Source organism: Acinetobacter sp. YH12135, from assembly GCF_013418565.1.
Lineage (GTDB): Bacteria > Pseudomonadota > Gammaproteobacteria > Pseudomonadales > Moraxellaceae > Acinetobacter > Acinetobacter towneri.
This window is the reverse complement of the sequence record NZ_VPBU01000027.1, coordinates 1-12652: the sequence shown is the minus strand read 5'-3', so window position 1 is coordinate 12652 and position 12652 is coordinate 1. Positions and strand designations below refer to the sequence as shown.

The following is a 12652-nucleotide window of genomic DNA, read 5'->3' as shown; positions in this document are numbered from 1 at the left end:
CAGGATGATTGAGGATGAGAACATGAAAAAATTAGGGATGGTAAAAAAATTAAGTCTAGTGCTGTGTGGATGCTGGATTTGTTTTCCTGCACAGGCTTGCACCATTGGTTCGGTCAGTGAATCTTTATTGCAAATGAGCTCACAATACCGTAGCCAGACTGCAACCAGTTTTAATGTGCGCTGTGATCGAGGTTATAGCATTCAGTTCAGTAGTCGTAATTTACGTGACAAACATGGCAGCAGTTTTGTGAATAATGGCACACACCGTTTACGCACCAGTATGAGTATTATGGGAGCAAAAACAAATCTGTGGAACACGCCCATCGCAGGGCATGTTTCTACGACAGGACATAAATACAGTGTCGCGGTACGCTTGGATGAACAACCGAGTTTGACAACGCCAGCAGGTCGTTATACCGATGAGTTGTATATTAATTTACTTTTTTAGAGGGCTTCGATGTGCAGCAGATCAGGTATTCAGCAAACAAGATATTCAGCAGGCAGGTATCCAATATCTGCTTTTTTTATCTATTTAGGGTGAATGACAGCAAACGATTTACATTAAATTTATACATAAAACTATGTGTGCAAAACTAGGTATAGGCGATCATCGAGTTGTTAAAAAAATGACAAATGTGTCACCAAAGCATCATATTACTGCAATGCAGCTGCTCTATGCTAGCAAGCATAAAATAAGAATTGAGCAAAAAGGCGATGAGCAATGTATTGGCAAAGCAGAGCAGTAAATTAGAGCGTTACAGCGATGCATTTAAATTTCATTTCAAACAAGATCAAAAACAAAAAAGCAGCCAGCCTACCTCTGAACTCTCAGACCTTGTCCGCCCACGTTTAAAAATTGCCCTTGTAACAGAAACTTGGCCACCTGAAATTAATGGTGTGGCACGTTCACTGTTGCAGCTTTGCAAAGGATTGCAGGAACTTGGACACAAAATTTTATTGATTCGCCCTGAACAAAAACAAGCCTGCACTCAATTCCAACCGTATCAAGAATGTCTGGTAAAAGCACAAGCCATTCCTAAATATCATAATTTACAATTTGGCTGGCCGCAGTGGTCTAAACTTTCGCAGGCTTTAGATGAGTTTCAACCTGATGTGGTGCATATCGTCACTGAAGGCCCTTTAGGGCTTGCCAGTTTACATATTGCAAAATCAAAAAATATTCCAGTATCAAGTGGTTTTCACTCCGCATTTCAAGATTTTAGCCGTTTTTTCGATTTGGCATTTTTACTCAAGCCAATTCAGCACTATCTAAAATGGTTTCATAACAATACCTCGCTGACGTGTGTGCCAAGTAGCCACACCGAAAAATCATTGCGTCAGTTTGGTGTGCAAGGGCCTTTGGTGGTGGTTGGGCGTGGTGTTGATGTCGAATACTTTTCACCAGATTTTCGTTCGCCTCAACTTAGAGCGAGCTGGGGTGCCAGTGAAAACACGCGGGTGATGTTGTATGTAGGGCGTCTATCACCTGAAAAAGAAGTCAATCTTATTATTGATGCCTATCAGCGTATGCCAAAAAATACTGAACAGCCTGTGAAATTGGTGATTGTCGGAGATGGCCCAGACCGTGAGCGTTTAGAAGCCATGAACACTCAGGGAGATATTGTTTTTACAGGTAGTTTAAGTGGCACAGCACTTGCACAAGCCTATGCCAGTGCCGATGTGTTTGCTTTTGCCAGTCAGGTCGAAACCTTTGGCAATGTCGTGTTAGAAGCTATGGCCAGTGGCTTGCCTGTCATTGCTTATGACTATGCCTGTGCACGTTTACATCTCAAACCGAATGAAACAGGCTGGTTGAGTTCACTTGGTCAGCCAGAAGATTTGGTCGGTCATATCCACCGACTTCCCGATCTTACAACCCTTAGACAGATGGGCGAACACGCCCGCAAAGCGACTTTAAATATTGGCTGGCAGTATCCAGTCCAACAATTTGAGCAGGCGTTATATCTGGTGGCGAAGGAGCTACACATGCCATCTTAGCTATACGCCAAAGAGGAGAGAACTGATGAAGTTTAAAAATGCAAAAATAAGAATGCTGGATCTCGACTTAAAAGGCTGTTTGTATCTTAACCATTTTTCCCACTCTCAGCGGGTGGCACAATTTTTTAAAGTTATTAGCCGTTTGGGCGATGGTGTGTTCTGGTATGTCATGCTCGCAAGTGCATGGATGATGCAGGGCATTGGTTATAGTTTACAAATTATTTATCTGTTGTTAGGCGGATCTGTCGGCACAGGTATTTATAAATATTTAAAACAAAAAACCGTCCGTCCACGTCCGTATCAGGTACACCAAGTGATCCGTTTGGGTGAACGTCCCTTAGATCATTTTAGCTTCCCATCAGGTCACACTTTGCATGCAGTCATGACCACAACGGTTTTGGGTTATATCCAGCCAGTATTGTTGATGTTGATGTTGCCCTTTACGATTTTGGTGGCCGTTTCCCGTATGATTTTAGGCTTGCACTATCCGAGTGATGTGGCAGTCGGGGCGATGATTGGCGGTTCAGTGGCGAGTGCGATTATTTTGGCTGCACCTTATGTAAATATTGTTTTATAAGCTTGGATAAAACCAAATCGAAAATTCAGTGCAGTAATGGCAGGCAGCCCATGCGAAATTTGTTAAAGTAGTCGCTGTCTTGACTAGAATAGGGAATACACATGGGTTTACGTTGGACGGACAGCATCGACATTGCCATTGAGTTATATGAGGCGCATCCCGATGTCGATCCGCAATGGATTCGTTTTACCGATTTGCACGCTTGGGTCTGTGCTTTGCCAGAGTTTCAAGATGATCCCGAAAAATCGACTGAAGGCATCTTAGAAGCCATTCAAATGGCGTGGATTGACGAAGCACGTTAATCTAGCGGTGTGAAGCAAGATTGATTTGCCGATCAAGGTCCTGCACAATGCGCTTCATATCGAAAAAAGCAATTTTTTTACACATCAAAAGCAGAAAATAGCCCATTATTCGGTATAATGCGGCAAAATTTTCGCGTCAACATTGACTTAAGGAGCCAATCATGGCTATTGAACGTACTTTATCTATCGTAAAACCAGATGCAGTTGCTAAAAACCACATCGGTGACATCTTTGCTCGTTTCGAAAAAGCTGGTCTTAAAATCGTTGCGACTAAAATGAAACACCTTTCTCAAGCTGAAGCTGAAGGCTTCTACGCTGAGCACAAAGAACGTGGTTTCTTTGGTGACCTAGTTGCGTTCATGACTTCTGGTCCAGTCGTTGTTTCAGTTCTTGAAGGTGAAAACGCAGTTCTTGCTCACCGTGAAATTTTAGGTGCAACAAACCCTAAAGAAGCTGCACCTGGTACAATCCGTGCAGATTTCGCTGTAAGCATCGACGAAAACGCTGCTCACGGTTCAGACTCAGTTGCATCTGCAGAGCGTGAAGTAAACTACTTCTTTGCTCAAACTGAAGTTTGCCCACGTACTCGTTAATACGCAGTATTCAAACCAGATAAGTGTTATTATGCTTATCTGGTTTTTTATTCTCCGATTTTTATTTTCTGAATAAACCTTTGCTCACCTCTTGAGCTTCTCCTTTCATCTTTAGACATGGTTTAGGTATACACACATGAGTACAGAAGTCCTCGCTGCATCTGCGACAGATGTTCAGCAAGCATCTGCGTCCGCTCCTGCACAGTCTGCGACTGCAGAGAAAGTGAATCTCCTTGGCATGTCACGTCCACAAATGGAAAAATTTTTTGAAGATTTAGGCGAGAAGAAATTCCGTGCAGGGCAGGTGATGAAATGGATTCACCAGTTTTTTGTCACAGATTTTGCCGAAATGACCAATATTTCAGGCAAGTTACGTGAAAAACTGGAAAAGATTTGTGAAATTAAAGCGCCTGAAGTGGTGCATAAAAATTATTCTAAAGACGGTACCCGTAAGTGGGTATTCCGTGTGGGTGATGGTGAAGGCTCATTGGTCGAAACCGTTCTGATTCCTGCCGAAGATAAAACTGGCTCACGTAAAACCCTGTGTATTTCATCGCAAGTAGGTTGTGCACTGGACTGTTCATTTTGTTCTACGGGTAAACAAGGTTTTCAGCGTGACCTAACCCAAGCCGAAATTATTGGTCAGTTGTGGATGGCAAACTATTCCTATATGGAAGATGTGCCTGTGATTGAACGTGAGCGTTCTGTGACCAACGTGGTGATGATGGGTATGGGCGAACCGTTGTTGAATTACGATGCCGTCTTGAACGCCATGCGCATTATGCTAGATGACTTTGCTTATGGCATGTCTAAGCGTCGTGTGACTTTATCGACTTCGGGTGTTGTACCTAAAATTGACCAATTGGCACAAGATATTGATGTGGCTTTGGCAATTTCTTTGCACGCCACCAATAACGAACTGCGTGATGAACTTGTTCCAATCAATAAAAAATATCCATTGGAACAATTAATCGCAGCTTGTCAGCGTTATATTGGCAAAGATGGCAACGAAAGTGCGCGTAAACACGTGACCATTGAATATGTCATGTTAGATGGTGTAAATGACCATCCTGAACATGCGCAGCAAATGATTAAGCTACTCAAGAACCTGCCAAGCAAGATTAATTTGATTCCATTTAACCCATTTCCGCACGCGCCGTATGGACGTTCAAGCCGAAATCGAATTATTTCTTTCCAAAAAACTTTGTCTGATGCAGGTTTTGTGTGTACGATTCGTCAGACACGTGGTGATGATATTGATGCTGCGTGTGGGCAATTGGTCGGACAAGTGGCAGACCGCACCCGCCGTGCCGAACAGTGGAAAAAGAAAGTTGCAGCGCAAAATGAAATCATACGCTCGCAAGGATAATGACTTGTATAGATAACTAACTTGCATCGAACGAAGACGCAAAGGGGATGTCCATGAATAAGCCTGTATTTAAAATCGCACAAATTACAACTGTTTGTATTTCGGCAATTTTTGCTGCAGCTTGTCAAACCACAGCTCCAACCTTAGGGCAAAAAGACCCTGAAAAAGCGGTGCAAGTACGTACGCAGTTGGCAGCAGAATACTTAAAAAATGGCGATTTAGACTCAGCCAAACGCGCACTTGATCAAGCTTTGGAAAGCGATTCACGTGATTCCACCGCCAATATGATGATGGGCGTGTTGCTGCAACAAGAAGGCAGCAAGCTGAATTTAGAAAAAGCCGATGCGTATTTTAAGCGTGCCATTGCCGCTGACCCAAAAAATGCACAAGCGCGTAACAACTATGGTACGTATTTATATCAAGTAGAACGCTATAATGATGCGATTGAGCAGCTCAGTATTGCAGGTGCAACACTGGGTTATGATCAACGCTTTAGAGCATTGGAAAATGTAGGTCGTATTTACTTGAAATTAGGCGATATAGAGAATGCCGAAAAGTCATTCAAACAAGCCTTGCAAGCCAATCGCGATTCTTATGTTTCAATGTTAGAGTTGTCGGAAATTTTATATTTAAGACAACAATTTGCACCCGCGCGACAATTGTATGAACAATTTGTACGTGCTGTGGGGCAAAAAAATCAGGGTGCGCGTGCCTTATGGATTGGGATTCGTTTAGCACGTGCCAATGGCGATCAATTGGGAACTCAGGTTTTAGTGAACCAGCTGCGTGCATTATTTCCCAATAGCCAAGAATACCAACGTTATTTGCAATTACAGTACAGTACTGAGGCCGTATGGAAGTAAATCCTAATTCACCGCAACCCACACAGGGGACAACGCCTGTACCCCATGCATTAGGAAATGTTCAACGTCCAGGTGAGTACCTTCGTCAAATTCGCGTCAATCAAAAACGCGAACTGGATGATGTTTCAAAAGATTTGAAAATTCCATTAAAAACGCTGATGGCGCTAGAGCAAGACGAATATACCGCTTTGCCTGAAGCGACCTTTATTAAAGGTTATTATCGTACCTATGCCAAATATTTACAGGTCGATGCTTCAGCCATTATTCAGCGTTTTGATGAAATTTATGCCAACGATACAGGGTTGTTGCCAAATCACGCCTTGAACAATTCACCCATCAAAATTATGGGAAAACTGCCAGGCTCTAACCGCGATCGCAATAAAAAGTGGCTCACACGTATCGCTGTGATTGTGGCGGTATTGCTGTTGTTGTGGGCATTGGTCGCGCTAATTCAAAACTGGATGTCGTCTGGTCAAGAGGGTGCAGAACCTGAAATTGCAGTACTGCAATCCGATGTGCAAATCATTTCTGACAATGCGACAGGCAGCACGCCTGCACTTGCTTCGGGCGATCAGCTGAATTTGCAATTTGCTCGTCCAACTTCAGTGCATATTGTTGACTCTGCTGGCAATGTTTTAGCGACAGGACGTCAAGCCTCTACTTTAAATTTACAAGGCGAAGCCCCATTTCAAATTCGCTTAGATGATGCGACTGCTGTGTCATTAAGTTTGAACAATGAGTCGATTTCATTATCGCCATATACTGTGAACGGAAAAGCAGAATTCCGTTTATCTCGATAATGCAGCAAGGTAGAGCGATATCATGATTGTAAATCCAATTCAACGCCGTCCGACCCGTAAAATTCGTGTGGGTTCTGTCTATGTGGGTGGTGATGCGCCCATTAGCATCCAAAGTATGACCAATACGGAAACCTGCGATGTTGCTGCAACCGTGGCGCAAATTCAGCGTTGTGTAGATGCGGGTGTAGACATCATGCGTGTTTCTGTACCGACCATGGAAGCCGCAGCTGCATTTGGTGAAATTCGAAAGCAAGTATCTGTGCCGTTGGTGGCAGACATTCACTTTGACTATAAAATTGCGTTGGCAGTTGCTGATGCGGGTGCAGACTGTTTGCGGATTAACCCGGGTAATATTGGTTCGGAAGCTAAAATTCGTGAAGTCGTAGCTGCTGCCAAACATCATGATATTTCTATGCGGATTGGTGTGAATGCGGGATCGCTAGAAAAAGATATTCAGAAAAAATATGGCGAGCCGACAGGCGCAGCATTGCTAGAATCTGCCATGCGTCATATTGATATTTTAGACCGTCTAGATTTTCAGGAATTTAAAGTTTCAGTCAAAGCATCGAATGTGTTTTTAACCATGGATGCTTATCGTTTGTTATCACAACAAATTGATAATCCATTACATTTGGGCGTAACTGAAGCAGGTATTTACCGTACAGGTACCGTAAAATCTGCAATTGCTTTGGGCGGTCTGCTCATGGAAGGCATTGGCGATACCATGCGTATTTCACTTGCGGCAGAACCTGAAGATGAAGTTAAAATCGGTTTTGATATTCTAAAATCTTTAGGTTTACGCTCTAACGGGATTAACTTTATTGCCTGCCCAAGCTGTTCACGTCAGGAATTTAACGTCATTTCTGTAATGCAGGCATTGGAGGAGCGTTTGGAAGATATTCGTACTCCAATGGATGTATCGGTCATTGGTTGTAAAGTGAATGGCCCGGGCGAAGCTAAAGAAGCTGATATTGGTGTGGTGGGCGCAAGTCCGCGTTCATTGGTTTATCGTAATGGTGAAAAGAGCCATTTAATTGATACCAATCAACTCGTTGATGAAATCGAAAGCATGGTTCGTCAGCGTGTTACAGAGCTTGAAGAAGCTAAATCTAAAGAGATTATTCGTACAAATTTTTCTGAGTAAGTCATGAGTTCAATTGTTGCAATTAAAGGTTTTAATGACATTCTTCCAACGCAAACACCTGCGTGGAGACGTCTAGAGCAACATTTAGCATCTTTAATGGATGCTTATGGTTATCAACAAATTCGTTTGCCAATGGTAGAGCAAACCAATTTGTTTAAGCGTTCAATAGGTGACGCCACCGACATCGTCGAAAAAGAAATGTATACATTCTTAGACAAGGGTAATCCGCCTGAGTCTTTGACTTTGCGTCCTGAAGGAACTGCAGGTTGTGTACGTGCCATGTTAGAGCACAATTTGCTACGTGGTGCGACACCGCGCGTGTGGTATATCGGCCCGATGTTCCGTTATGAAAAACCACAAAAAGGTCGTTATCGTCAATTCCATCAATTTGGTGTGGAAACTTTTGGCGTTGCAACACCCGATATGGATGCCGAACTTATTTTAATGACTGCGCGTTTATGGAAACGTATGGGCGTTGCCGATAAAGTCCGCTTAGAGTTGAATACCTTAGGTGAGTCGGATGAGCGTGCAGCGTATCGTGCTGCTTTGGTTGAGTTTTTGGAAGCACACAAAGCTGATTTAGATGAAGATTCACAGCGTCGTTTAAGTACTAATCCACTGCGTATTTTGGACTCGAAAGATGCTAAAACGCAAAGCATCCTAGAAAATGCTCCAAAATTGCATGATTTTATGGGTGAAGATACGCTGAATCATTTTGCCCAATTACAGCAATATTTAACCGATGCAGGCATTGAGTTTGTGATTAATCAAAAACTGGTACGCGGTTTAGATTATTACAACAAAACTGTTTTTGAATGGACAACCACGCATTTAGGTTCGCAAGGTACAGTTTGTGCAGGTGGGCGCTATGATGGTCTGGTTGGGCAGTTGAAAGGTAAAGCAGATCAGTCTGTACCTGCTGTGGGCTTTGCCATGGGCATTGAGCGTTTATTGTTGTTGCTTGAACAAGTCGAAGACAATACGCCTGTACGTGATTGTGAAGTATTCTTGTTGGCAGATCCAACAACTCAAGGCAAGGCGTTGGTTTTAGCTGAGCAAATTCGTGACCAATTCGAACAAGCGGGCAGCCAGATTCGCTTAAAAGTTGGTTCACAAGGCTCAATGAAAAGCCAAATGAAAAAAGCCGATCAATCAGGTGCAATCTATGCCTTGATTTTTGGTGAGCGCGAAGCGGAAGCACAGCAATTGGCAGTGAAAACCTTGGCAACTGCTGAGCAAACGACTGTTGCAGTGACCAAAATTGTGCCTTTCATCATTGAAAAATTTTCTTCACAATAAGCCAAATAACATAAGGAAAAGGGTAATCCAATGAGCGCATTGAGTGATGACGAACAACTTGATAGTTTAAAATCGTTTGCGAAAAAATATGGTTCAGCCATGATTAGCGGGATTTTAATTGCGTTGATTGCCTTTTTCGGATGGCAATATTGGCAGAAAAAAACCTTGGCAGAGCAGCAAATGAATACTGCTAAAGTGCAACAACTGATGGATGATGCACGTACAGCAGAAGGCAATCCAGATGCCTTCAGTCAATTGTCTGCAACTGCCGATAAAATTGTGAAAGAAGTCCCTGATTCTGCGCAAGCTATTCAAACTCAATTCTTAATGGCTAAACTCGCTTACGATCAGCAAGATTTTGCTGCCGCAGAAAAAGCCTTAAAGAAAGTTGAAAACTCTAAAGTAAAAGACCAAGGCTTAGTGCAATTGGTTAAGTTGCGTTTGGCTTATGCACAGTTGGCGCAAAAGAAATACGATGAAGCTATTCAAAGTTTGGCCGCGGTGACTGATCCTGCATTTAAAGCGACTGCAGATGAAGCGCGTGGCGATGTTTATGTCGCGAAAAATGACCGTGAAAATGCCCAAAAAGCGTATCAAAGTGCATGGGATACTTTGGTGGAACGTAAACAAGAACGTCAAATTTTACAAATAAAACTCGAAAGTGTTGGTGTTTTGGTGGATGATCCTGAAATTGAACGCCCAGTATTAGACACACAAGTGGATGAGAGCTAATGAATAGAAAGTATAAAATACCGTTTGCACTGACCGTTTTAACCCTTGCTTTGGCGGGGTGTTCCACCAATAAAATTAAAGTTGCAGAAGTTAAGCCAAATCCACTGCCAAAACTTGAGCAAGCTCAAAGTCTAGTTCCTGTATTTTCACAAAGCGTTGCATCGACTACAGCAGCCGATCCATTGCGCCTGCAATTAGATGCCGAAAACGGGGTAATTTATACTGTTGATCCTAAAGGTGAGATGGCTGCCTATCAAGGCAAACAACGTCTTTGGCAAAAACAAGTGTCTAAGCAAGGCTTAACGGCAGGTGTCAATGCTGCTGAAGGCATTGTGGTTGCAGGAAATGCCAAAGGTCAATTGTTTGCTTTAGATCAGCAAACAGGTGAGCAAAAGTGGGTTGCACAGTTAACAGGTGCAATTCTTGCGCCATCGTTAATTCAGGCGGGTCGTGTGGTGACTGTAAGTAATGACGGCACGGTATATGCACACAATGCCGAAACAGGTCAGTTGGTGTGGACTTACAACTTGCCAAACGTGCAATTTAGTTTGCGTGGTATGGCTGCACCTGTGGCGCTCGATTCACGTACTGTACTGATTGCTTCTGCAAATGCCTATGTCTATGCACTGGATATTGTTACAGGCGTACCACGTATGCAGCGCCGCGTTGCCATTAGTGAAGGCCGTTCAGACATTCAACGCTTAAATGACATTGATGGCGACCCAGTGGTTGCTGGTCAATTCTTGGTGACCACAAGCTACCAAGGTCAGGTCACCGTATTGGACTTGGCTTCACAACAAGTGATTTGGAGTGAAGATGCAAGCAGTACCAAACGTCCAGAAGTTGCGGGGAATGGTGTATTTGTCAGCACTGCAGATGGTAAAATTGCAGCTTACGAAATCACATCAGGACAAGCACTTTGGGAAAATGACAGTTTGCTCAACCGTCGTTTATCTAATCCTGTGTTGTTTGGACAATATTTAGTGGTCGGTGATTTAGATGGTGTTTTACACCTCATTGATCCAAGCTCAGGGCAACTGGTTGGACGTTCAAAAACCAATGGCGAAGTCCGTTCATTGCGTGTAATTGACAATCAACTCTATGTCGCAACGCAAAAGGGCGCATTAAGCGTTTGGCAGAACCGCTAATTTTGTTCTGACTTTTATGCTAAAATAGTTGTCCGTATTTTTACGCGGGGTAATTGAATCATCAATGCCCCGTGTTTTTATTTAATAGAGTGGTCGATGTTCTCTCTGTCGTTTGCGTGGTCGCAACGCTGAACCCAACATCCATACTCTGTTCTTTCTTCCACAGTTTCGGATGTACAGACCATTGAAACTGACTGATCTTGAATAAAGGTTAATCTATGAAACCCGTAATTGCGCTCATTGGTCGTCCGAACGTCGGAAAATCAACGCTGTTTAACCAGATTACCAAGAGCCGTGATGCACTTGTTGCTGACTTTGCAGGTCTGACACGTGACCGCAAATATGGTGATGCAACCTATCAAAATAAATCTTTCATTGTGGTCGATACTGGCGGTATTGGCGAAAGTGAAGGTGGCATCGACTCTTACATGGCTGAACAATCTAAAACAGCCATCCATGAAGCCGATATGATCATTTTTGTGGTCGATGCACGTGCAGGCTTGTTGGCATCGGATGAGCAAATTGCGCGTGAATTGCGTACTTTGGGCAAAAAAGTATTCTTGGTGGCGAACAAAGTAGATGGCGTACATGCCGAAGCCGCTTTGGTTGAGTTCTTTAAACTGGGTATGGGCGAGCCATTGCAAGTGGCTGCCAGCCATGGTCGAGGCGTTCAGCAAATGCTGGAAGACGTTTTGGCAGATGTTCCTGAAGATGAAAACCCAGATGCACATGATCAAGACACAGGTTTGCGTTTAGCCATTATTGGACGTCCAAACGTGGGTAAATCGACACTGGTTAACCGTTTATTGGGTGAAGAACGTGTAGTGGCATACGATCAGCCAGGTACGACACGTGACTCAGTCTATATTCCGTTTGAGCGCAACGAACGTAAATACACCTTAATTGATACTGCAGGTGTGCGTCGTAAAGGTAAGGTCGATGAAATGATCGAGAAATTCTCGATTGTGAAAACCTTGCAAGCCATGAAAGATGCACACGTGGTGGTGATTGTGGTGGATGCGCGTGATGGTATTGTCGAGCAAGATTTACACTTAATTGGTTATGCGCTTGAAGCAGGGCGTGCCATGGTGATCGCGATTAACAAATGGGACAATATGTCCGAATATGATCGCAAACAATGTAAGTTAGATGTTGAGCGTCGTTTTGACTTTATTCCATGGGCAAAAATCCACCTAATTTCTGCCTTGCATGGTACAGGCGTGGGCGATTTATATCCTTCTATTCATCGTGCTTATGAATCATCACACTTAAAAGTGTCACCTGCGAAACTGACCCAGATTTTGAATGATGCAACAGATGCACACCATCCACCTAAGGTGCAAGGTCGCGCCATTAAAATGCGTTATGCACACATGGGTGGACAGAATCCGCCAACCATCGTGATTCATGGTAATAAGGTCGATAAAACACCTGCAGATTACCGTCGTTATTTAGAAAACGTGTTCCGTAAAGTTTATAAGCTAGAAGGTACGCCTGTAAAAATTGAATTTAAAACTTCTGAAAACCCATTTGAAGGACGTAAGTCACAAGTGGATGAACGCACAGCCGCACGTCGTCGTCGTTATGTGCAGAAGTTTAAGAAAGCCGAGAAGAAGTTCAAGCGAGGCTAAGGCTTAAACTTTGACGTGTTTAATAAAAAATCCCGAATGTGGATTCGGGATTTTTTTTGAGCGACTTAATTGTAAGCATCCGGCTAACACAGCCTTACCAAGCGATCCTATAAGCCTTAATTTAGTTCCCACCTAAAAACAAGTGGGGACTTAATCCATGAACATGGATATATATTCAGCAACACCTCCTGTTGCT

13 protein-coding genes are annotated in these 12652 nt (G+C 43.3%); all 13 read left to right on the top strand.

All coding sequences use genetic code 11. The annotated features are described in order from the left end of the window. Positions 1–22: 22 nt before the first annotated feature. The 13 genes from FTU70_RS12770 (at position 23) to der (ending at position 12456) form a co-directional block, all read left to right on the top strand. A complete protein-coding gene (locus FTU70_RS12770) occupies positions 23–448 on the top strand; it encodes a hypothetical protein (RefSeq protein ID WP_004975083.1) in 426 nt (141 codons plus the stop codon). 266 nt (positions 449–714) lie between these two features. Beyond that, a complete protein-coding gene (locus FTU70_RS12765; RefSeq protein ID WP_180060678.1) occupies positions 715–1998 on the top strand; it encodes a glycosyltransferase family 1 protein in 1284 nt (427 codons plus the stop codon). 25 nt (positions 1999–2023) lie between these two features. Further along, positions 2024–2575 (top strand): phosphatase PAP2 family protein, encoded by a 552-nt coding sequence (locus FTU70_RS12760; protein WP_004975087.1) that lies wholly within the window; start codon positions 2024–2026, stop codon positions 2573–2575. A gap of 101 nt (positions 2576–2676) precedes the next feature. Beyond that, positions 2677–2877 carry a Fe-S cluster assembly protein IscX gene (gene iscX, locus FTU70_RS12755; protein ID WP_004975089.1) on the top strand — a complete coding sequence of 67 codons (201 nt, stop codon included), beginning with the start codon at positions 2677–2679 and terminating at the stop codon, positions 2875–2877. Between the two features lie 161 nt (positions 2878–3038). Then, positions 3039–3470, top strand: coding sequence for a nucleoside-diphosphate kinase (ndk, locus tag FTU70_RS12750; protein ID WP_004975092.1), 432 nt, complete (start codon positions 3039–3041; stop codon positions 3468–3470). Positions 3471–3606: 136 nt separating this feature from the next. Next, a complete protein-coding gene (rlmN, locus tag FTU70_RS12745) occupies positions 3607–4839 on the top strand; it encodes a 23S rRNA (adenine(2503)-C(2))-methyltransferase RlmN (protein ID WP_004975094.1) in 1233 nt (410 codons plus the stop codon). A 53-nt stretch (positions 4840–4892) separates the two neighbouring features. Further along, entirely contained in the window at positions 4893–5702 is an 810-nt protein-coding gene (pilW, locus tag FTU70_RS12740; RefSeq protein ID WP_004975096.1) for a type IV pilus biogenesis/stability protein PilW, read from the top strand. Then, on the top strand, positions 5693–6502 hold the full coding sequence (locus tag FTU70_RS12735; protein WP_004975098.1) for a RodZ domain-containing protein: 810 nt from the start codon (positions 5693–5695) through the stop codon (positions 6500–6502). Before pilW ends, FTU70_RS12735 begins: the two co-directional genes overlap by 10 nt. Before the next feature lie 22 nt (positions 6503–6524). Further along, on the top strand, positions 6525–7646 hold the full coding sequence (gene ispG, locus FTU70_RS12730; protein ID WP_131260758.1) for a flavodoxin-dependent (E)-4-hydroxy-3-methylbut-2-enyl-diphosphate synthase: 1122 nt from the start codon (positions 6525–6527) through the stop codon (positions 7644–7646). 3 nt (positions 7647–7649) lie between these two features. After that, complete coding sequence (hisS, locus tag FTU70_RS12725) at positions 7650–8945, top strand: histidine--tRNA ligase (protein ID WP_004975101.1); 1296 nt, start codon at positions 7650–7652, stop codon at positions 8943–8945. 30 nt (positions 8946–8975) lie between these two features. After that, the gene (locus FTU70_RS12720) at positions 8976–9677 is read left to right on the top strand and encodes a tetratricopeptide repeat protein (RefSeq protein WP_180060677.1); all 702 of its coding nucleotides are present in this window, start codon (positions 8976–8978) and stop codon (positions 9675–9677) included. Next, on the top strand, positions 9677–10825 hold the full coding sequence (gene bamB / locus FTU70_RS12715; protein WP_004975105.1) for an outer membrane protein assembly factor BamB: 1149 nt from the start codon (positions 9677–9679) through the stop codon (positions 10823–10825). The genes FTU70_RS12720 and bamB overlap by 1 nt, the downstream gene beginning before the upstream one ends. A gap of 218 nt (positions 10826–11043) precedes the next feature. Then, complete coding sequence (der, locus tag FTU70_RS12710) at positions 11044–12456, top strand: ribosome biogenesis GTPase Der (protein ID WP_004975107.1); 1413 nt, start codon at positions 11044–11046, stop codon at positions 12454–12456. Positions 12457–12652: the final 196 nt, after the last annotated feature.